The sequence below is a fragment of the Edaphosphingomonas haloaromaticamans genome (assembly GCF_001853345.1).
In the GTDB taxonomy this organism is placed as follows: Bacteria; Pseudomonadota; Alphaproteobacteria; order Sphingomonadales; family Sphingomonadaceae; genus Sphingomonas_E; species Sphingomonas_E fennica.
Window position 1 is genome coordinate 1,687,797 of the sequence record NZ_MIPT01000001.1, and the last position, 22,382, is coordinate 1,710,178.

Annotated in this window: 14 protein-coding genes; 10 read left to right on the forward strand and 4 right to left on the reverse strand. The window is 67.4% G+C overall.

The window, feature by feature from the left end:
- Positions 1-39 precede the first annotated feature (39 nt).
- Positions 40-933, forward strand: a complete 894-nt coding sequence (locus tag BHE75_RS07745; RefSeq protein WP_070933529.1) for a LysR family transcriptional regulator — start codon at positions 40-42, stop codon at positions 931-933.
- A 55-nt stretch (positions 934-988) separates the two neighbouring features.
- A complete protein-coding gene (locus BHE75_RS07750) occupies positions 989-2,191 on the forward strand; it encodes an MFS transporter (RefSeq protein WP_070935603.1) in 1,203 nt (400 codons plus the stop codon).
- Between the two features lie 11 nt (positions 2,192-2,202).
- Here the strand turns inward: BHE75_RS07750 and BHE75_RS07755 are convergent, their stop codons facing one another.
- From BHE75_RS07755 to BHE75_RS07765, 3 genes are all read right to left on the reverse strand, one after another.
- On the reverse strand, positions 2,203-2,832 hold the full coding sequence (locus BHE75_RS07755) for an NAD(P)H-dependent oxidoreductase (RefSeq protein WP_084653011.1): 630 nt from the start codon (positions 2,830-2,832) through the stop codon (positions 2,203-2,205).
- 84 nt (positions 2,833-2,916) lie between these two features.
- Positions 2,917-4,134, reverse strand: a complete 1,218-nt coding sequence (locus BHE75_RS07760) for an MFS transporter (protein WP_070933531.1) — start codon at positions 4,132-4,134, stop codon at positions 2,917-2,919.
- A gap of 8 nt (positions 4,135-4,142) precedes the next feature.
- Positions 4,143-5,165: a LacI family DNA-binding transcriptional regulator gene (locus tag BHE75_RS07765; protein WP_254684392.1), complete on the reverse strand. Its 1,023-nt coding sequence runs from the start codon at positions 5,163-5,165 to the stop codon at positions 4,143-4,145.
- A 389-nt stretch (positions 5,166-5,554) separates the two neighbouring features.
- On the opposite strand from BHE75_RS07765, the gene BHE75_RS07770 reads away from it, so the two are divergent.
- The 8 genes from BHE75_RS07770 to BHE75_RS07805 all read left to right on the forward strand — a co-directional run bounded on the left by BHE75_RS07770 (position 5,555) and on the right by BHE75_RS07805 (position 20,120).
- Positions 5,555-8,023, forward strand: coding sequence for a TonB-dependent receptor (locus BHE75_RS07770; protein WP_070933532.1), 2,469 nt, complete (start codon positions 5,555-5,557; stop codon positions 8,021-8,023).
- A gap of 103 nt (positions 8,024-8,126) precedes the next feature.
- Positions 8,127-9,665 carry a tryptophan halogenase family protein gene (locus tag BHE75_RS07775; RefSeq protein WP_070933533.1) on the forward strand — a complete coding sequence of 513 codons (1,539 nt, stop codon included), beginning with the start codon at positions 8,127-8,129 and terminating at the stop codon, positions 9,663-9,665.
- A 15-nt stretch (positions 9,666-9,680) separates the two neighbouring features.
- On the forward strand, positions 9,681-11,942 hold the full coding sequence (locus BHE75_RS07780) for a beta-glucosidase (RefSeq protein WP_070933534.1): 2,262 nt from the start codon (positions 9,681-9,683) through the stop codon (positions 11,940-11,942).
- 43 nt (positions 11,943-11,985) lie between these two features.
- Positions 11,986-13,302 (forward strand): sugar MFS transporter, encoded by a 1,317-nt coding sequence (locus BHE75_RS07785; protein ID WP_070933535.1) that lies wholly within the window; start codon positions 11,986-11,988, stop codon positions 13,300-13,302.
- Positions 13,303-13,378: 76 nt separating this feature from the next.
- Positions 13,379-15,871: a glycoside hydrolase family 3 protein gene (locus BHE75_RS07790; RefSeq protein ID WP_070935606.1), complete on the forward strand. Its 2,493-nt coding sequence runs from the start codon at positions 13,379-13,381 to the stop codon at positions 15,869-15,871.
- 7 nt (positions 15,872-15,878) lie between these two features.
- On the forward strand, positions 15,879-17,333 hold the full coding sequence (gene zwf, locus BHE75_RS07795) for a glucose-6-phosphate dehydrogenase (protein WP_070933536.1): 1,455 nt from the start codon (positions 15,879-15,881) through the stop codon (positions 17,331-17,333).
- Positions 17,326-19,149, forward strand: a complete 1,824-nt coding sequence (gene edd / locus BHE75_RS07800; protein ID WP_070933537.1) for a phosphogluconate dehydratase — start codon at positions 17,326-17,328, stop codon at positions 19,147-19,149. Before zwf ends, edd begins: the two co-directional genes overlap by 8 nt.
- A gap of 2 nt (positions 19,150-19,151) precedes the next feature.
- On the forward strand, positions 19,152-20,120 hold the full coding sequence (locus BHE75_RS07805) for a glucokinase (RefSeq protein ID WP_070933538.1): 969 nt from the start codon (positions 19,152-19,154) through the stop codon (positions 20,118-20,120).
- A 33-nt stretch (positions 20,121-20,153) separates the two neighbouring features.
- Here BHE75_RS07805 and BHE75_RS07810 read toward each other — a convergent pair whose 3' ends face one another.
- Positions 20,154-22,349 carry a TonB-dependent receptor gene (locus BHE75_RS07810; RefSeq protein ID WP_084653013.1) on the reverse strand — a complete coding sequence of 732 codons (2,196 nt, stop codon included), beginning with the start codon at positions 22,347-22,349 and terminating at the stop codon, positions 20,154-20,156.
- Positions 22,350-22,382 lie beyond the last annotated feature (33 nt).

Below are 22,382 nucleotides of genomic sequence, written 5' to 3' on the forward strand. Positions count from 1 at the left end.
CGGCATCACTGTTCCGATTTAACAAACAATAAGGCGGCCATGGACCGGATCGATGCGATGCGCCTGTTCGTGCGGGTGGTGGAGCGGAGGAGCTTCACGGCCGCCGCCCATGACACCGGCGTGCCGCGATCGACCGTGACGCAGGTGATCAAGCAGATGGAGGAGCGGCTTGGTGTGCGGCTGCTCCAGCGGACCACCCGCTCCGTCAGCCCCACTTTGGACGGCGAGGCCTATGCCCGCCGCTGCGTGGCGATTCTCGCCGATATCGAAAATGCCGAAGGCGCCTTCGGTGCGGCGAAGCCCCGGGGCCTGCTGCGGGTGGAGGTGCAGGGCACGCTGGCGCGCCACTTCCTGCTGCCGGGCCTGCCGGCCTTCCTCGCCGAATATCCCGATATCGAGCTTGTGATCAGCGAGGGCGAGCGCTGGGTGGACATGGTGCGCGAAGGGGTGGATTGCGTGCTGCGCTACGGCCATCTGCCCGACAGCGAGATGGTGCGCCGCCGCGTGACGATGATCGAGCGGCTGACCTGCGCGGCGCCCGCCTATCTCGAACGACATGGCATGCCTCGCAGCCCGGACGACCTTGCCGGCCATCGCATGATCGGCCTCCGATCGATCACCACCGGCCACCTCGCGCCGCTGGAATTCGCCGACGGCAAGGGCGGCTATCGATCGATCATGCTGCCCGCGCCCGTCTCCGTCACGGGCACCGAAAGCTATATCGTGGTGGCGCGGCTGGGGTTGGGGCTGTTCCAGGTGCCGCTGTTCCATGCCGAGCGGGATCTCCGCCAGGGTTCGCTCGTCCCGATCCTGGTCGAAACGCCGCCGCCATCGGTGCCGGTGTCGTTGCTTTATCCGCCCAACCGGCAATTGTCGCCGCGCGTGCGGGTCTTTCTCGACTGGGCGGCCCGCCAATTCGCCGCCGTGGGTTGATGGAGCCGAGTGGTAGCGTTATCTGCATGCCATCTTGCAGTGCAGCATGGACATCATGGCCGACACCACCAACTCCGCTCCCCCGGCGGTTCACCCCGGGCTCGTCATGCTCGCGCTTGCGATGGGCGGCTTCGCGATCGGCACCACCGAGTTCGCGGCGATGAGCCTCGTGCCCTATTTCGCGCCGGCGCTGGGCATCGATGCGCCGACGGCGGGCCATGTGATCAGCGCCTATGCGCTCGGCGTCGTGGTCGGCGCACCGATCGTGGCGGTGCTGGCCGCGCGCATGCCGCGCCGCACCCTGCTGATCCTGCTGATGGCGATGTTCGCGCTGGGCAACGGCCTGAGCGCGCTGGCCCCCACTTACGGCTGGATGCTGCTGTTCCGTTTCCTGAGCGGGTTGCCGCATGGCGCCTATTTCGGCGTGGCGGCCCTTGTCGCCGCCGGCCTCGTCCCGCCCAACCGGCGGGCGCAGGCGGTGGCGCGCGTGATGGCCGGCCTCACCATCGCCACGGTGATCGGCGTGCCGGCGGCCAACGGGCTGGGCCAGCTGATCGGCTGGCGCTGGGGCTTCGCCATCGTCGCGGTGCTGGCGCTGATCACCGCATTGCTGGTGTGGAAGTTCGCGCCGCATGACCGCCCGGCCGCCGGCGCGAGCCCCCTGCGCGAGCTGGGGGCGCTCGGCCGCCGGCAGGTCTGGCTCACGCTGGGCACGGGCGCGATCGGTTTCGGCGGCCTCTTCGCCGTCTACACCTATGTCGCCTCCACCATGCTGGAGGTGACGCATGTATCGGGCGAGATGGTGCCGCTGGTGCTCGGCATATTCGGCGTCGGCCTCACCATCGGCAATCTCGGCGCCGCCTGGCTGGCCGATCGCGCCCTGATGCCGACGGCGGCGGGCATGCTGTTGTGGAGCGCGGTGGCGCTGGCGCTGTTCCCGTTGACGGCGGGCAATATCTGGTCGCTTTCCGCCAATATCTTCCTGATCGGCCTGGGCGGCGGCGTGGGCGTGGTGCTGCAGACGCGGCTGATGGATGTGGCGGGGGATGCGCAGACGCTTGCCGCCGCCTTGCACCACAGCGCCTTCAACTTCGCCAATGCGCTGGGGCCGTGGCTGGGCGGCCTGGCGATCGCCGCCGGCTATGGCTGGACTTCGACCGGGCCGGTGGGCAGCCTGCTCGCGTTCGGCGGGCTGGCGATCCTCGGCATCGCCGTGTGGGACGAGAAAGCGAGCCGCCGCCGCGCGCTCGCCTGCTGATCTGCCGGAACCTAGCCGTTGCGCGGCAGCAGGCTGGCGAGCTTCCGCGCCGTCTGCTCGACCTCGAACAGATGTTCCTCCACCACGCGCGGCTGGATGCCTTCCACGATCGACGCGAAATGGACGTGGTCGGTGGATTCCAGCGAGAATCCGTGCCGGAGATAATCGTCGAACAGGTTGCGCAGCGAAAGCGCGGCGCCTTGCTCGTCCAGCCAGGCGCGCGTCGTGCCCGATGAGGTGAAGCTGAGCAGCCGGCGCCCGCTCAGCAGGGGATTGGGCATCTGCATGCGCAGCGCCCCGAAGGGGAAGCCCGCGCCCAGCACCCGTTCGACATAGCCCTTCAGCATCGCCGGAGGCATGCCATACCAGAGCGGATAGACGAGGATGAAGGCCGCCGCGCCCTGGATCAGCTCCAGTTCGGCCGCGACATCGGCGGACAGGGTGAAATCGGCGGCAGTCGGCCGCTCGGACGCCTTCAGCACCGGATCGAAATGCATCCGGTAGAGATCGCGGACCACCACCTCATGGCCGAGCGACCGTATCGTTCGCTCATATCGCTCGGCCACCGCGGCGTTGAAGCTGTGCTCGTCGGGGTGGCAGAGGATCAGGGCATGCTTGGGGCGGCTCGACGACATGCTCATGGCGGTCTCCCGGCTGTCTGGGCCGTCCTTGTAGCGCGAAGCGGGGCAGCGAGGGAGTCCCCCGGAAAATCCGATAGCTATACCCTAGCGCAGCGTCCGATTGGCGATGAGGATGATGGCGCTTCCCGCCAGCGCGCAGAGGAGGAAGGCGAACAGGCCGTCATAGCCGCCGCCCATCCTGTCCAGGATCGTCAGCGCGATCATCGGGCCGATCATCGCGGGCAGCGTGTTGGCCACGTTCATCACGCCGAGGTCGCGGCCGCGATGCCGGTCCGAAGGCAGGATCTGGGCGACGAGCGCGATATCCACGGTCATGAACGCGCCGAGCCCGGCGGTGGTCAGCGTGTAGCCGATCAGCGCCGCCGTCCAGCTGCTGCCGAGGATGAGGATGCCCAGCCCCGTCGCCATCAGGGCGATGGCGGCGAGCAGGAACGGCTTGCGCCGGTCGGCGCGGTCCGAACTGTGCCCGAAGGCGATCGACAGCAGCGCCGTGGCAATCGTCGACAGCGTCATGATCCCGGCAAAGCCGATCTCGGCAGTCGGCGGCGCGTGGGGGGAGGGGTGGCGCAGCAGTTCTTGCAGATAGAAGAGGAAATAGCTGTGCAGCACGTTGCCCGATAGCTGGACCAGCAGCTTCGCCGCCCACAGGCTGTAGAATGTCGCCGACAGACGCGGCCTCGCCTGCTTGTCGTCCGCGCCTGCCGGCGGGGTCGGCACATCGGCCAGCGCGCGGGGCCATGCCAGCAGCAGGGGCAGGATCAGCAGCGCGGTAAGCCCGATCAGCGCCAGCACCCGGCCGTTATTGCCGGTGAAGGCGGGCAGGCCGATCAAGGCGGTGCCGAGCAGCCCCGCCGGCCAGGCAAGGCTGGCGAAGGCCGAAACCCGGCCCTTCAGCCGGTCCGGCACCTTATCCGCGAACAACGCTGTCATTGGCCCGAACAGCGTGTTGAAGCCGGCCTGGAAGAAGGCCACCGCCAATATGAGGGCGATCATGTCCCGCGCGGCCAGCACCAGTCCGTAGCCGATCCAGCTTGCCGCCAGCCCGATCCACAGCCAGGGCAGCCGCGTGCCGAAGCGCGCCCGCGTGCGATCGCTCGCCATGCCGGCCAGGATGTTGGCGACGGTCGCCATCAGCACGCCGGCAGCCAGCGTCTCGCTCAGCAGCGCGACCTTGCCGGCGCCGCCGATCTCCGCCGCGCGCAGCGGCACGATCAGCGTCAGCAAGGGCAGGAAGGCGATATAGGCCCCCCCATTGGCAAGCGGATAGAGCCAGAGGAAGCGCCGGAGCGGCGGCGAGGCCATCGGCCGGGTCAACGGCGTGGCGGCACGGTGGAGCCGCGCACGACCAGCTCGAACGGCAGGGTGCAGGGCGGGGAGGCGGGCATGTCCAGCCCATGACCTTCGATCAGCAGCGCGGCGGCGCGTTCGGCCATGGCGGCGGTGGGATGGCGGATGGCGGTGAGCGGCGGCAGGCTGAAGGCGATCGGCGGGGTATCGTCGAAGCTGATCAACGAAAGATCCGCCGGCACGTCCAGCCCCATATCCTTGGCGCGATGCAGGACGGCCAGCGCCTGTTCGTCGCTGCTGGCGATGATCGCGGTGGGCGGTTCGCGCAGGGCGAACAGCGCGTCGGCCGATGCGATCCCGGATTCGAAGCTGAACTCGCCCTGCCGCACCCATTCCGGCGCGATCGCCGCGCCGGCATCGGCCATCGCGGCGCGAAAGCCTTCGAGCCGTTCCGTGCTGACGGCATATTCCGCCGATCCGGTGAGGAAGCCGATGCGCCGGTGGCCGAGGTCGAGCAGGTGGCGCGTCGCCATGACTGCCGCCTGCCGTTCGTCCATCCGCACGCGGAAGCCGCGTTCGTCGTCCTCGCCGGGGCTGAGGCGGGCATAGGGGACTTTGCGATGCTCGAGCTGGTCGATGATGCTCCGGTCCTGCGAATGGGGCGGGGTGAGGATCACGCCGTCCGGGCGGAGCGAGGAGATGATGGCATCGATCTTCTGGTGCAGCTTCGCCGAATGGCCGTCCAGCAGTTCCAGCAGCAGGTGATATCCGTCGCGCTCGCAGCGCGGGATCGCGCCCAGCAGCATCTGCGCCACCCAGTCGCTGCCGCGGCCCGCGCGCCATTTTTCCAGCGTCGGCTTGCGATCGTTGAAAGCGACGAGGAGGTAGGATTTCGATCCGCCCATGCGGCGCGCGGCCATGTTGGGCACATAGCCCAGCTTGTCGATCGCGGCGCGCACCCGTTCGCGCATAGCATCGGTGACGTTGGGTCCGTTGTTGACAACGCGGGACACCGTTTGAAGCGAAACGCCGGCCTCTTTCGCCACATGCTTTATCGTAACTGCGCCCATCTCCGCCGACCCGTTTCCCACTGGTTCGCTTGTTTCCCCAAGCTATCAGCCAGCGCGCGCCGCGCCGCAACGGGAATCTGGGGTGGCGATTTGATATTGTGAACGTTCTCAATATCTGCTTAAAGGGGAGTCGCAGAGACCGGTTGAGCCCGGCAATTTAGGGGATGTCCTATGAGCAGTTCCGCATGAGCGCAGTTATGCGCGTGACTGGATCCAACTAAAGATCATCGAAATTCGCTCGCGATCCCAACGGGGTGGCGGGTGATATTGTCGTATAATCGATAAATCCCGAAATCGCTGGACGATTTCGGGCGTGTTGACGTATGTCGCGGCCTGATAATAAGGCCCGGCCAGGGAGACCGAGCATGAAGAATAGGGGCATTTTGGCGGCCAGCACCGCCTTCGCCGTAGCGATTTCGTGGACGCAGGGCGCCTTCGCGCAGACCTCGCCCGCGGGGGGTGATGCCGCCCAGACGGCCGGCGAATATCGTGGCGTTGATGACATCGTTGTCACGGCCACGCGTCGCGAAACCAACCTGCAGAGCACGCCGATCGCCGTCTCGGCCTTCAGCCAGGGCGCGCTCGACAAGCAGCAGGTCAAGGATGTCACGGATCTGGCGCGTTTCGTGCCGAGCCTCCAGTTCAACCAGCAGGGCGACCAGTCGGCCGTGCTGCTCACGCTTCGCGGCATCGGCAATGACAGCGCTTTCACGGAAGTCGCCGACCCGGAAGTCGCCATCTATGTCGACGGCATCTATTCGCCGCGCGCGCAGGGCGCCTCGGTGCTCATGTACGACATGGAGCGCGTTGAAGTGCTGCGCGGCCCGCAGGGCACGCTGTTCGGCCGCAACGCCACCGTCGGTGCGCTCAGCCTGATCTCGGCCAAGCCGAAGCTCGGCGAATTCGGCGGCAATGTCGAAGTCGTCGCGGGCAACTATGATCGCCTCGGCGTTCGCGGCGCGATCAACATCCCCGTCACCGACACTCTGGCCTTCCGCGTCGCCTTCGTGACCGATCGTCACGATGGCTATGCCGATTTCCAGCAGGCGCCGGACGTTCCGGGGATCAACAAGTCGGCCTTCGTGTCGACCGGCAAGAAATATTATGCCGCGGATCAGCAGTCCGGCCGCGTGTCGATGCTGTGGGAACCCAGCGATCGCTTTAGCTGGAACCTCTCCGCTGAAGGCTTCCTCGACAATGGCGCCCCGGTCGTCGGCCTGCTCCAGACCGCGCGTGCCGGCACCAAGCGCTGGTCGACGCTGAGCGATACCGCGCCCGACACCGATCGCTACTCGGTCGCCGTGCGCAGCACGATGAACTATGACGTCACCGATGGCATCCAGGTCAGCTACATCGCCGGCTGGTCTCGCATCGGCGGTTCCACCCAGGTCGATTCCGATGCCGGCGCGCTGCCGCCGACCGGCCAGGTCGATGCCGACGGCAACGACCTGTATCTGGGCGCCTTCAACGAGAACCGCACCGTCTGGTCGCGCTATGACTTCCAGAGCCACGAGCTCCAGCTGAAGTCGACCGGCGAGCAGGCCGTCGACTGGATCCTCGGCGCCTATTACAGCCACGAGAAGAACAAGATCCGCTTCGATATCGACCAGCGGAACGGCTATCGCGACGGCACCTTCTCCTGGGCGGGCAGTTTCATCCAGGCCAACCGCCAGATCGACTCCCGCGCCGTCTTCGGCCAGGCCGTGTGGCATGCCACCGATTGGCTGCGCGTCACCGGCGGCCTGCGCTACACGTCCGACAAGAAGCAGGACAAGGGCGGCCGCAACGTGATGTATTCGGGCGATGGTTGCTCGGATGCGGACAAGGCCCCCGGCGGCGCCTGCCAGGGCGGCATCTTCGGCGCCTATCCGGATGCGACCGCCGATGAGCTCGTCAACCTGCTGCCCGGCTACTCGATCTCGAACAACGACGTGAAGGGCAAGTGGGACAAGGTGACCTACCTCGCCCGCGTCGATGCGGATCTGGCCGACGACATCCTGGGCTATGCGAGCATCAGCTCGGGCTTCAAGTCGGGCAACATCCAGGACAATGCCGGCCTCACCAAGCCGGAGACGCTGACCAACTATGAAGTCGGCCTGAAGACCCGCCTGTTCGATCGTCGCGTGACGCTGAACCTCGCGGCCTATTACAGCGACTTCAAGGGCTATCAGGTCAACCAGGCCGTCACCTTCCGCGACGACGAAGGCAATGTCATCCGGAGCCAGATGGTCACGCAGAACGCCAAGGGCGCCAAGGCCTATGGTCTCGAAGCGGAACTGGTCGCCAACGTCACGGATCAGGATCGCCTGCAATTCTCCGGCACCATCCAGAAGACCAAGCTGGAGGATCTGGAGAGCGTGGACGGCCGCCTCTACGACGGCGGCAAGCCTTCCTCGGTCGTTCAGCTGAAGGGCAACGAGCTGGCCCACGCGCCGCGTTTCTCGGCCACGGCAAGCTACGAGCATGACTTCGAGCTGGCCAGCGGCGCGACGATCACGCCGCGCGTCAGCACCCACTATGAGACGAAGAGCTGGCTCAGCTACTTCAACGGCGACGGCAACCCCTTCATCACCGAGAATACGGATAACATTCCGAACCGCGGTGGCTGGGGCACGAGCTGGGATCGTCAGAAGGCCTATATCCGCACCGATGCGTCGATCCGCTTCACTGCCGCGGACGACAAATATTCGGTCGAGGCTTTCATCCAGAACATCGAAAACGGGAAGATCCGCACCAGCGCAGGCGCCTTCGGCGCACCGCGTTACGACCCGGTCTTCCTCTCCAACCTCCAGCCGCCGCGCACGTGGGGCGTGCGGGCGCGGACCAAGTTCTAAGGTCTCTCCCCGGGCCGCGCGTCCCCTCGCGCGGCCCAACCCTTCGCGGTCATTGCAATCTTCGGAAGGCAATGACCGCCTCCTTTTTGAAGGACGGTGCGGTATGGCGAAGCGGATCATCATCGTGGGCGGCGGCACCGCCGGCTGGTTGACGGCTGCTTATCTCATCCGCTCGCTCGGCCGGTCCGGCTGGTCGATCACCCTGGTCGAAAGCCCGGATATCGGCATCATCGGCGTGGGCGAGGGCACCTTCCCCACGATCCGCGAAACCCTGTCGGCCATCGGCGTCGACGAACGGGAATTCCTGCGCGAGGCGGACGGCAGCTTCAAGCAGGGGGTGCGCTTTTCCGGCTGGACCGGCGGTCCGACGCCCGGCAACGATACCGACGATTATTTCCACCCCTTCAACCTGCCTTATGGCGGCGACGAAGGGCTGCTTCCCTACTGGATCAAGGCGGCGGGCGAGGCCAGGCGGCCTTCCTATGCCGATGCCGTGACGGTGCAGGGGCATGTGATCCGCGCCGGCTGCGCGCCCAAGCGCGCCAGCGATCCGGGCTTCGACGGCCCGATGAACTATGCCTATCATTTCGATGCGGCGCGCTTCGCCGATTATCTCCGCAAGGTGGCCACGGCCAACGGCGTCGAGCGGATCGAAGCGACCATCAACGAGGTGCGGCAGGCCGAGGACGGCCGCATCGCCGCCGTGGTTCCCGGGGATGGCCGCGCGGCCATCGAGGGCGATTTCTTCATAGATTGCTCCGGCTTCCGCGCGCTGCTGATCGGCAAGGCGCTGGGTTCGCCCTTCCGGCATGTCGGCGACGTGCTGTTCAACGATCGCGCGCTGGCGATGCAGGTGCCGCACGGCGATGCCGATACCCCGATCCGCCCCTATACGCTGGCGACCGCGCACGAGGCGGGCTGGACGTGGGATATCGGCCTCGGCGCGCGCCGGGGCATCGGTTATGTCTATTCCAGCCGCCACAGCGACGACGAGGCGGCCGAGCGCGTGCTGCGCGCTTATGTCGGCAAGGCGGCGGATGGCCTTTCGCCCCGCCAGCTTCGTTTCGAAAGCGGCTATCGCTCGGTCCAGTGGATCGGCAATTGCGCGGCGGTCGGCCTTTCGGCCGGCTTTTTCGAGCCGCTGGAATCGACCGGCATCATGCTGATCGAGGTGGCGGCGCGGATGATCTCCGATTTCCTCGGCTCCCCGGCGATCGACGAGGCCGCAATGGCGGCCGCCGCGCGCCAGTATAACCGCCTCATGCTCGCCCGCTTCGATGCGATCGTCGAGTTCCTGAAGCTCCATTATTGCATCAGCGGCCGCCGCGACACCGCCTATTGGCGCGACAATAGCGACGCGGCGAGCATTCCCGAGGGGCTGCGCGACAAGCTGGCGCAATGGCGCCACCGCCCGCCCTCGCGCTTCGATTTCGTCGTCGATCACGAAACCTTCCTGCCGGCGAGCTGGCAATTCATCCTCTACGGCATGGGATTCCGCACCGATCCGGCGGCGGTCTCCTCCAGCCATCGCGACGATGAGCAGGCCGGCGCCGCCTTCGTCCGCGTTTTCCAGGCCGCCCGCCAGGCGGTGGCCGAACTTCCGCCCCATCGTGCGCTGCTCGAACAGTTGCGGGCTGCGTAAGCGTCAAGGACCGATATGAAGAAGCTGATCCTCTCCGTCCTCCTCGCAACCAGTGCGGTGCCCGTCGCGGCGCTGCCGGCCATGGCCGCTCCCGCAGCGCAGCCCTGGGCGGATCGCAGCCTGGATGCCGCCGCGCGGGCCGACCTCCTCGTCAAGGCGATGACGTTCGACGAGAAGATCCAGATGGTGCACGGCTATTTCCCGCCGCTCGCCAAGCCGGCGAAGAAGATGGGGATGATCCCGTCCGCCGGCCATATCCCCGGCATCCCGCGCCTGGGCATCCCCACGCTGCGCGAAAGCGATGCGAGCCTTGGCGTCGCCAACCAGATCGAGCAGCGCAAGGGCGATACGGCGACGGCGCTTCCCGCCGGCCTCGCCACGGCGGCGACGTTCAGCCCGGAACTGGCCCGCGCGGGCGGCGTCATGATCGGCGCGGAGGCGCGCGCCAAGACGTTCAACATCCTGCTAGCCGGCGGCGTCAACCTGACGCGCGATCCCTGGAACGGCCGCAATTTCGAATATCTGGGCGAAGACCCGCTGCTGGCCGGCGTGCTGGGCGGCGAGGCGATCGCCGGGGTAGAGAGCAATCACATCGTCTCCACCGTGAAGCATTATGTGCTGAATTCGCAGGAGACCGGCCGCCACGTGCTCGACGCGCGGATCGGCGAGCAGGCGCTGCGCGAAAGCGATCTCCTCGCCTTCCAGATCGCGATCGAGCGCGGCCGGCCCGGTTCGGTGATGTGCGCCTACAACAAGATCAACGGCCATTATGCGTGCGAGCAGGATGCGCTGCTGAACGGCGTGCTGAAGGGCGACTGGAAATATCCGGGCTGGGTGATGTCCGATTGGGGCGCCGTCCATTCGACCGAGAAGGCCGCGCTTTCGGGGCTGGATCAGCAGTCCGGCCAGGAACTCGACAAGGCGATCTATTTCGACAAGCCGCTGCGCGCGGCGATCAAGGCCGGCCGGGTGCCGCAGGCGCGGCTGGACGATATGGTGTGCCGCATCCTGACGGGCGTGATCGCCAGCGGGCTGATGGACGATCCGGTGCCCGCCACGCCGCAGCCCATCCCGCTCGACGATCATGCCGATGTCGCGCAGGCGGTGGCCGAAAAGGGCATCGTTCTCCTCAAGAATGAAGGCGAACTGCTGCCGCTGGCGCGCACCGCGCGCAAGGTGGTGCTGATCGGCGCGCATGCCGATGTCGGCGTGCTTTCCGGCGGCGGCTCCTCGCAGGTGCGGTCTACCGGCGGCGCGCCAGTGGAAATCCCGCTGACCGAGGGCGAGGCCGCGTCCTTCGCCCGCGTCACCTGGCACGCTTCGTCGCCGCTGAAGGCGATCAAGGCGGCACTGCCGGGCGCGGACGTCCGCTATGTCGACGGGAAGGACCCCGCCGCCGCCGCGGCCGCCGCGCGCGATGCCGATCTCGCCATCGTCTTCGCCTGGCAATGGCAGACCGAGGCGCAGGATACCGAGACGATCGCGCTGCCGGACGATCAGGACGCCCTGATCGATGCGGTCGCGGCTGCCAACGGCAAGACGCTGGTGGTGCTGGAAACCGGTGGCCCGGTGCTGATGCCGTGGATCGGCAAGGTGCCGGCGGTGCTGCAGGCCTGGTATCCCGGCCAGCGCGGCGGCGAGGCGATCGCCAATATCCTGACGGGCGCCGTGAACCCCTCGGGCCGCCTGCCGATCACCTTCCCGGCGAGTGCCAACCAGGCGCCCCGGCCCGAGCCGGTGGGCCTTGCCCAGCTAAAGGCGATGCAGGCGGCGAAGGCGGCGGGCGCCACCTCCAACCATGGCGTATCCGCGGGCGTGGAGTCTTTCCCGGTCGATTATCAGGAAGGCGCGGACGTCGGCTATCGCTGGTATGAGAAGACCGGTCGGAAGCCGCTTTTCCCGTTCGGCCACGGCCTCAGCTACACCCGCTTCACCTATGGCAAGCCCGAGGCGACCGGCGGCGCCGCGCCGACGGTGAGCATCGACGTTACCAACAGCGGCGCGCGGGCCGGCGACGATGTCGTCCAGGTCTATGTGCAGGGCGGGGCGGATGCGCCGACCTGGCGGCTGGCCGGCTTCGCCCGCGTCTCGATCGATCCGGGCCGGACGCAGCGGGTGACGATCCCGCTGGAACGCCGCACCTTCGCGCGTTTCGATACCGCGCAGCGCGGCTGGGTGGTGGATGGCGGCCCGCGCCGCTTCGCCATCGGCCGCACCGCGATCGATCATGTCGCGGAAGGGACGATTACGCTCGCCGCGGACCGGATGCAGCCGTGACGGTTCCGGTCATCGGCCGCCATATCGCAGGGGGGAAATAAACATGGCGCTTTCCGTGGCGTCCACGGGCCGGGCGGCTGAGACGACCGGATCGGTCGCCAGCCTCCGCTGGTTCGTTTTCGCGCTTTTCTTCATCTTCGGCGGCATCACCAGCCTCAACGATGTGCTGATCCCGAAGCTGAAGGAGCTTTTCACGCTCAGCTATCACGAGGCGATGCTCGTCCAGTCCGCCTTCTTCGCGGCCTATTTCATCGTCTCGCTGCCGGCCGCGATGATCGTGCAGCGCATGGGCTATATGCGCACCGCCTCGATCGGCCTGCTGACGATGATGGCGGGCTGCCTGCTGTTCGTGCCGGCATCGGGGGCGGGCGAGTTCGGCCTGTTCCTGGGCGCGCTGTTCGTGCTGGGCGCGGGCATCACCATCGTCCAGGTCGTCGCCAATCCGCTGATCTCGATGCTGGGCGCGCCGCGCACGGCGCACAGCCGGCTCACCTTCGCGCAGGCGTTCAACTCGCTGGGCACCACCATCTTCCCGCCGGTGGGGTCGATCCTCATCCTGGGCTCGCTCGCCACAGTCGATCCCTCCACGCTTTCCGGCGGCGCGCTGGCGGCGTTCCGGGCGGAGGAGACCCGCACCATCGTCCACACCTATCTCGGCCTCGCCGCCGCCTTGCTGGTGATCGCCGGCGTGGTGTGGATGGGCCGCAACCGGCTGCGCGAGCATCAGGCGCAGGACAATATCCTGCAGGCGTTCGGCCTGCTGAAGCGCCTCCGCTTCGCCTTCGGCACGCTCGGCATCTTCCTCTATGTCGGGGCGGAGGTCGCGATCGGATCGCTGATCGTCAACTATCTCGTCCAGTCGGACGTGATGGGGCTGGGCGCGGAGGATGCCGGCAAGCACCTGATCTTCTACTGGGGTGGCGCGCTGGTCGGCCGCTTCATCGGCGCCGCGCTGATGCGCTTCATCGCGCCCGCCCGGATGCTGATGGCGGTCACCTTCGGCGCGATCCTGCTGATCCTGATCTCGGCCAACACAACCGGGATCGTCTCGGGCTGGTCGTTGCTTGCCATCGGGCTGATGAACGCCATCATGTTCCCGACGATCTTCAGCCTGGCGAGCGAGGGGCTGGGCGAACGCGCGGCCGAAGGATCGGGCATCATCTGCATGGCCATCGTCGGCGGCGCGATCGTCCCGCTCCTCACCGGCAAGGCGGCTGACGTCACCAGCCTGCGCTTCGCCCTGATCGTGCCGGCCGTCTGCTACGCGCTGATCGCGGCCTTCGCTTATTATTGCCGGCGCAATCCCACCGAGCTTGGGCTCGCCGAGCCTGGCGATGCCCTGCCGCCGGTGGAGGCCTGATGCCGGCCGCACCTTTCCATTCTTCCATCCGGGCGGTCGCTGGGCCGCCTGCTTCAGCCTGATCCGGGACAAGAAGATGACACGCTATCTGACTGCCGTCTCCCTCGCCGCCGTCGCTCTGGTCGGGGCATGGCCGGCGACCGCCGAAAACCTCTCGTCGGTCGCCCGGCCGGAAATTTGGCCTGAGGTGAAGGCGCAGCCCTCGCGCGATCCGGCCGTTGAGGCGCGGATCGACAAGCTGATGGCGGCGATGAGCCTGGAGGACAAGGTCGGCCAGCTCATCCAGGTCGATATCGGCAGCATCACGCCGGCCGATGTCCGCACGTGGAAGATCGGATCGGTTCTGAACGGCGGCAATTCCGGCCCCTATGGCGACGAATACGCCTCGCCCGCCAAGTGGATGCAGCTTGCGGACGAATATTATGACGCCTCGATGGAGCGCAGCGACGGCCGCCCGCGCATCCCGATCATCTGGGGCACGGATTCGGTCCACGGCAACAACAACATCGTCGGCGCCACGCTCTTCCCGCACAATATCGGGCTGGGCGCCGCCAACGATCCCGATCTGATCCGCGAAATCGGTGCCGCCACCGCGCTGGAGACGGCGGCGGCCGGCCTCGACTGGACGTTCGCGCCCACGCTCGCCGTGGTGCAGGACGATCGCTGGGGCCGCACCTACGAAAGCTATTCGGAAGAACCGGCCATCCCCCAGGCCTATGCCGGCGCCATGATCGAAGGCGTGCAGGGCAAGGTGAACACGCCGGATTTCCTTTCGCCCCGCCATGTCATCGCCACGACCAAGCATTTCCTGGGCGACGGCGGCACCGGCGGCCGCGATCAGGGCGATACCCGCGTGACCGAGGAGGTGCTGCGCGACGTCCATCTCGGCGGCTACCCGCAGGCGATCGAGGCGGGCACCCAATCGGTGATGGCCAGCTTCTCGAGCTGGAACGGCGAGAAGATGAGCGGCAACAAGAGCCTGCTCACCGGCGTGCTCAAGGATCGCATGCACTTCGACGGCTTCGTCGTCGGCGACTGGAACAGCCACGGCCAGGTCGATGGCTGCACCAACGAAAGCTGCGCCAAGGCGATCAATGCCGGCCTCGACATGTTCATGTATTCGGGGCCGGACTGGAAGAAGCTCTATGCCAACACGCTCGCCCAGGTGAAATCGGGCGAGATCCCGATGGCGCGGCTGGACGATGCCGTGCGCCGCATCCTGCGCGTGAAGATCCGCGCCGGCCTGTTCGAACGGGGCCGCCCGTCCTCGCGGCCGATGGCCGGCAAGTTCGAATATATCGCAGCCCCGGCCCATCGCGCGCTGGCGCGCCGGGCGGTGCGCGAATCCATGGTGCTGCTGAAGAATGAAGGCGTGCTGCCGCTGAAGCCCAGCGCCAACATCCTCGTCGCCGGGGCGGGCGCCGATACGATCAGCCAGGCGGCCGGCGGCTGGTCGATCACCTGGCAGGGGATCGACGTGCCCAATTCGGCCTTCCCCAACGGCCAGTCGATCTGGAGCGGCATCGCCGATGCGGTTAAGGCCGGCGGCGGCACCGCCACCTTCTCGCCCGAAGGCCGCTTCACCGCCAAGCCCGATGCGGCGATCGTCGTGTTCGGCGAACAGCCTTATGCCGAGTTCCGCGGCGACCGCGCCGATCTGGAATATAGCGCCGAGGACAAGTCCGATCTGGAGATGCTGCGCCGCCTGAAGGCGCAGGGCATCCCGGTGGTCGCCGTGTTCCTTTCCGGCCGGCCGCTCTGGGTGAATGCGGAGATCAACGCTTCGGACGCCTTCGTCGCGGCCTTCCTGCCGGGTGCCGAAGGCGCCGGCGTGGCCGACATGCTGTTCCGCAAGCCGGATGGCTCGATCGCCTATGACTGGCGCGGCAGGCTCAGCTTCTCCTGGCCGAAGCTGCCCAACCAGTTCGTCCTCAACCGCCGCGATCCGGGCTATGACCCGCTCTTCCCGATCGGCTACGGCCTCACCTATGCGCAGCCGGCCCATGTCGGCAAGCTGGACGAAACCCGGCCCAAGGGCATGGAAACCGGCCCGGCCACCCGTTTCTGGAGCAAGGGGCGCCTGCCGGACGGCTGGTCCTTCTGGGCGGGCGGCGCAAAGCTTGCCGGCGCGGTCGGCAAGGGCGGCGCGCTTGCCGTCACCGGCGTCGACCATCGCGCGCAGGAGGATTCGCGCCGCCTCGTTTGGAGCGGCACGGCCGAGGCGCGGCTGGAGGCGCCCAAGCCGCTCGATTATTCGCGCGAGACCAATGGCGAGATCAGCCTGATCGTCGAATATCGGCTGGACAAGGCCGGGCAGGGGCCGGTGACGATCGGCATGGGCACCGAAGGCCGCCGCCAGGCGATGCCCGTCACCCGCACCATCGCCGCCAAGCCGGGCGAATGGACCACGCTCGCCATCCCGCTCGGCTGCTTCCGCCGCGACGGGCTCGATATGTCGCAGGTGCGCGTGCCCTTCATCCTCTCGGGCGGGGCTGGCCTCGATCTGTCGATCTCCGATATCCGGCTCGATTATGTCTCGACCCCGATGACGGTTTGTGGAGACCGGTAAGCCTCCCATGCCGTCGCTTGCGAAGACCCTCATCCTGTTCGGCGCGACGGGCGATCTCGCGCGCCGCATGCTGCTGCCGTCGCTCTACGGCCTGCATGCGGATGGCCTGATCGCCCCGGATTTCCGCATCGTCGGCACGGCGCGGAGCGGGGAGGACGATGCCTCCTTCCGCGCCATGGCCGAAGCGGCGCTGGAACGGCACGTCCTGCCGGAAAACCGCAGCGCGGACAGCATCGCCGCCTTCCTGGACCGGCTGAGCTATGTCGAGCTCGATGCCTCGCGGCCGGAAAGCTTCGGCCGGCTGGCCGACGCGCTGGGGCCGCGCGCGGGCGATGGGATCGCCATCTTCCTGTCGACCGCGCCGCAATTGTTCGAACCCACGATCGCCGGCCTCGCCGCCGCCGGTCTGGCCGGTGACAACGTTCGCATCGGGCTGGAAAAGCCGCTGGGCTTCGATCTCGCGTCCAGCCGGGCGATCAACGATGCGGTGGCCGCCGCCTTCCCGGAGGACCGGACGTTCCGCATCGATCATTATCTGGGCAAGGAAACCGTCCAGAACCTGATCGCGCTGCGCTTCGCCAACAGCCTGTTCGAGCCGCTGTGGAACGCCGCCGGCATCGATCATGTCCAGATCACCGTCTCGGAAACCGTCGGCCTCGAAGGGCGCGTCGATTTCTACGACGGCACCGGCGCGCTGCGCGATATGGTGCAGAACCACATGCTCCAGCTCCTCGCGCTGGTGGCCATGGAGGCGCCGGCCCGCTTCGATGCCGCCGCCGTGCGCGACGAGAAGGTGAAGGTGCTGAAATCGCTGCGCCCGATCGACGCGGCCAGCATCGGCAGCCACAGCGTGATCGGCCAGTATCGCGCCGGTGCGGTCGGCGGCGCGATCGTGCCGGGCTATGCGGACGAGCTTGGCCGCGCGTCCGATACCGAAACCTTCGTCGCCCTGAAGGCGCATATCGATAACTGGCGCTGGAAGGGCGTGCCCTTCTATCTGCGCACCGGCAAGCGGCTGCCCGCCCGCCAGTCGGAGATCATCGTCCAGTTCCGCGGCGTGCCGCATTCGATCTTCGAGGGCCGCCGGCTTACGGCCAACAAGCTCGTCATCCGTCTCCAGCCGGACGAGAATATCCGCCTCCTCGTGATGGCGAAGGAACCGGGCCTCGATCGCGACGGCATACTGGTGCGGGAAGTGCCGCTCGACATCTCCGTGCCCAATGCCTTTGCCGGCGTCCGGCGGCGCATCGCCTATGAACGGCTGCTGCTCGATCTGGTCGAGGGCGATCCCACCCTGTTCGTCCGGCGGGACGAGGTGGAGGCGCAGTGGCGCTGGATCGATGGCATCCGCGCCGGCTGGAAGGCCACCGGCATGATCCCCGGCGGTTACGCGGCCGGCACCTGGGGGCCGACCGCCGCGATCGCGCTCACCGAACGCGATGGAGTAAGCTGGCATGACTGATCTTCACCCGATTATATCGTCAGTTACGTCTCGGGTGGTGGAGCGGTCGGCGGCGGGGCGCGGGGCGTATCTGGAGCTGATCGAGCGGGAGCGGGATGGCGGGGTGGATCGTCCGCGTCTGTCGTGCGGCAACCTGGCGCACGGTTTCGCGGCGTCGGGGGCGGACAAGCCCGCGATCCGGGCGGGCGGGGCGATGAACGTCGGGATCGTCACCGCCTATAACGACATGCTTTCGGCCCATCAGCCTTATGGCGGCTATCCGGAGCGGATGAAGCTCTGGGCGCGCGAGGCGGGGATCACCGCGCAGGTGGCGGGCGGGGTGCCGGCGATGTGCGACGGGGNGACGCAAGGGCAGCGCGGCATGGAGCTGTCGCTGTTCAGCCGCGACGTGATCGCCCTGTCGACGGCGGTGGCGCTGNGCCACGGCATGTTCGNGGGCGCGGCCCTGCTCGGCATCTGCGACAAGATCGTGCCGGGCCTGCTGATCGGCGCGCTGCGCTTCGGCCATCTGCCGATGGTGCTGGTGCCGGCCGGGCCGATGCCCTCGGGGCTGGCCAACAAGGAGAAGCAGCGCGTCCGCCAGCTTTATGCCGAAGGCAAGGTCGGCCGGGCGGAGCTGCTGGAGGCGGAGGCCGCCTCCTATCACGATGCCGGCACCTGCACCTTCTACGGCACGGCCAATTCCAACCAGATGATGATGGAGGTGATGGGCCTGCACGTGCCGGGCGCGGCCTTCATCAATCCGGGCACCAAGCTGCGGCAGGAAGTGACGCGCGCCGCCGTCCACCGCCTGGCGGCGATCGGCTGGGGCGGCGAGGATTACCGCCCGATCGGCCGCGTGATCGACGAGAAGGCGATCGTCAACGCCGCGGTCGGCCTGCTGGCGACGGGCGGATCGACCAACCACGCCATCCACCTGCCGGCGATCGCGCGGGCGGCGGGCATCGTCATCGACTGGGAGGATCTCGACCGGCTGTCCTCGGCGGTGCCGCTGATCGCGCGCGTCTATCCCAACGGATCGGGCGACGTGAACCATTTCCAGGCGGCCGGCGGCATGGCCTATGTGATCTCGACCCTGCTCGATGCGGGCCTGCTCCATGGCGATATCCTCACCATCTGGCAGGGGGGGCTGCGCGCTTATGCGGCCGATCCGGTGCTGGCGGGCGACAGCCTCGCCTGGCAGCCGGCGCCGGCCGATCCCCTGGACCCGCAGATGCTGCGGCCGGTGGCCGATCCGTTCCAGCCGGATGGCGGGATGCGGCTGCTCCAGGGCAATCTCGGCCGGGCGACGATGAAGACGAGCGCGGTCGATCCGTCCCGCTGGACGATCGAGGCGCCGGCGCGGGTGTTCCACGACCAGGACGATGTGAACCGGGCGTTCAAGGCGGGCGAGCTGGATCGCGACGTGGTGGTGGTGGTGCGCTTCCAGGGCCCGCGCGCCAACGGCATGCCGGAACTGCACAAGCTGACGCCGCCTTTGGGCGTGCTGCAGGACAAGGGGTTCAAGGTGGCGCTGGTGACGGACGGGCGGATGTCGGGGGCGTCGGGCAAGGTGCCGGCCGCGATCCACATCACGCCGGAAGCGCTTGGCGGCGGCCCGCTGGCGCGGCTGCGCGACGGCGATGTCGTCCGCGTCTGCGCCGCCACCGGCACGCTGCAGGCGCTGGTCGACGAGGCCGAATGGGCATCCCGCCCCGAAGCCGCCCCGCCCCGCGCCCAGCCAGGCACCGGCCGCGAACTCTTCGCCTTCATGCGCCACTCCGCCGACGGCGCCGAACAAGGCGCCTCCGCCATGCTTCACGAGGCCGGACTTTAAACATGCGTATCGTTGCTGTTGACGTTGGGGGCACCCACGCGCGTTTCGCCATCGCGCACCTTCGGGATGACGGGCGCCCCGTGCTCGAGGAAGTGCGCAAATATAAGACGGCCAACCATGCCAGCCTGGCGGATGCCTGGGCCGCCTTCGGCCGCGACAGCGGCGGCGATCTGCCCCGGGCCGCCTGCATCGCCATCGCCGGGCCGGTGGATGGGGAACTGATCCGCTTCACCAACAATGGCTGGACGCTCCAGCCCGCCACGCTGGGCCGCGATCTCGGGCTGGCCGGCGATCCGCTGCTGATCAACGATTTCGCCGCCATGGCCGCCGCCGTCGCCGTGCTGGAGGATGAGGAGCTCGTCCATATCGGCGGGCCGGAAGGGCCGATGCCGGAAAATGGCGTCACCACCGTGATCGGGCCGGGCACGGGGCTGGGCGTGGCGCAGCTTCTGCGCTGGCAGGGCCGGCGGATCGTGCTGGCGACGGAGGGCGGCCATCTCGATTTCGCGGCGCTCGATGATTTCGAGGAGAAGTTGCTCCGTCGCCTCCGCCAGCGCCATCGCCGCGTTTCCACCGAGCGCGTCGTCTCCGGCCCTGGCCTGGGCGAAATCCACGAGACCCTGGCCTTCGTCGGCGCCCATTCGATCGTGCCGGGCGACGATGCGACACTATGGGCGGCCGCCATCGAAGGCACGGACAAGCTGGCCGCGCAGGCGCTCGATCATTTCATCATGGCCTTCGGATCGGTCGCGGGCGATCTGGCGCTCGCCCATGGCGCCAACGCCGTGGTCGTCACCGGCGGCCTCGCCAACCGCATCCGCGATCGGCTGGCCGGGCCGCTGTTCAACGATCGCTTCCGGGCGAAGGGGCGGTTCGCGCAGCGCATGGCCGAATTCCCCATCCGCCTTGCCGTCCACCCCGATCCCGGCCTGCTGGGCGCCGCCGCCGCCTATCAGGAGGCGAACCGGTAGATATCGCCGGCGGCGGGCGCCGCAGCGCCCGGCTCAGAAATGCAGCCGGGCTTCCACGCCCGCCGTCAGCGGCTCGCCATAGGCCTTCATGTTGGTGGACCAGGGGAAGCTGCCGACGGCATCGATCACATAGGCCTTGTCGGTCAGGTTCCGGCCCCACAGCGCCAGATCGACATTGGCGGAGCCGAGCGGCAGCCGCTTCACCTCCAGCCGCGCGTTCAGCAGGCCATAGGCGCCGATGCGCGCGCCCGGCCGCTCGATATAGGGCGCGGTGGTGACGACCTTGTCCTGCCAGGCATAGTTCAGGATCAGGTGCAGCGGCGCATCGCCGCCGATATAGGCCAGCCGCTGGTCCGCCGTGATGCTGAAGCTGTTTTTGGGCGCGTTGGGGAATTTGAACAGGTCGGTCACGTCCGCGCCGGTCTGCGGATCGATCACCTCGGTATATTTTGCGTTGAGATAGGCATAGCTCAGATCCAGCCGCAGGCTTTCCATGGGCAGCAGGCTGATATCGGCTTCCATGCCATAGATGCGCGCGCGACCGGCATTGAAGCTGGCGACAAACTGCGGCGCGCCCAGCACCGCCAGATCGATCAATATGTCCTTGTAGCGGGAATAGAAGAAGGCGCTGTTGAACTGCAGGCGCCTGTCCCAGCCCTGCCATTTGATCCCGGCTTCGTAGGAGGTCAGGTTTTCCTCGTCGAACCCGCGCTCGAAATCCGCCTTCGTCGCGGCCCCGGTGCCGAAGCCGCCGGCGCGATAGCCGGTGACGATCTTGGCATAGAGGTTGAGGTCGTCGATCGGCTGCCAGGAGATGTTGGCCGAAGGGTTGAACTTGGAGAAATGCCGGTCGCCCTGGCCGATGAAGGCGAAGGGCGGCAACCCCGTATCGGGATCGGGGAGCGTGAAATCCACATTGTCCTTGGTCGCGCGGCGCTGATCCCAGGAATATCGGCCGCCCACCGTCAGCTTCAGCCGGTCGTCGAACGCCCAGGTCGCATTGGCGAACAGCGCCTGCGCCCTGTTCCTGGCGTAGATGTAGCGGTTGCTGATGACGAAGGCGCCGGCGTCATAATCCTCGGTCTGGTCCGCCTGCTCGGAGAAGACGTAGCCGCCGAGGATATATTCCAGCCGGTCGCCGAATGCCGTGCCCAGCAGCTGCAGCTCCTGGCTGAACTGGTGGTGGTCGGTATCCTGCCGGTTGGTGCGGAACAGGGTCGCCACCGGATTGCCGGAGAAGTCGGCATAGACGCTGGCGTTGAAATCGCGATAGCCGGTGATCGATTTCACCGTCAGCCCGTCCGATGGCTTCCATGTCAGCGTGAAGGCGAGGCCGTCGGTGCGCAGCCGGCTCTGTTCCACCGGTGCCGCGAGCGTCGCCCGCTTCACCCGCTTGGTCGCCACCGGGATGAAGCTGTCATAATAAAAGGGCGGGCCTGCCGCCACGTCCTCGGCCTGATAGTAAAAGGGCGTGTTATGCTCCAGCGAATGGTCGTAGGCGAAGAAGGCGTCCACATTGTCCGACAGGTCGGCCGCCGCCACGAAGCGCACGCCCCAGCGATCATTCTCGCCGAAATCGCGGCCCGCGCCCACGTTCTTCACCAGCCCGTCCCGTTCCGCGTAGAGCGCGGTTATGCTGGTGGCGATGCCGCCGAATTCGGGCAGGTCGATCCGCCCCAGCGCCCGGATATAATCCTTGGTGGCATAACCGAATTCGGCCGTGGCCTTCAGCTCGCCGCTCGGCCGGCGGGTGACGATGTTGATCGCGCCGCCAGTGGTGTTGCGGCCGTATAGCGTGCCCTGCGGCCCGCGCAGCACCTCGACCCGTTCGGCATCGCCGAAGTCGAAGGCGAGGCCGGTGGAGCGCGCGATATAGACGCCGTCGACATAGACGCCCACCGCCGGGTCCTGCGTCACTTGCGCATCGTTGTTGCCGATGCCGCGGATGAACAGGCGGGTGGAAAAGGGCGTCGTCGGATGCTGGCTCAGGCGCAGCGCCGGCACGGTGAAGCCGATATCGGTGAAGCGATCGACATTGAGGTCGGTCAGCCGTTCCGATCCCATCGATACGATGGAGATCGGCACCTCCTGCAGATTCTCCTCCCGCTTCTGCGCGGTGACGACGATATCGGCGAGGCCGCCCGGCGGCGGCGCTTCTTCCTGCGCCTGGGCGATGGCGCAGAATGAGGATGAACAGCCCAGCAAAGCCGCGATAACCCGGATCTTCATTTTTCCCCTCCCTTTTGCCCGGAGGGTCTGGCG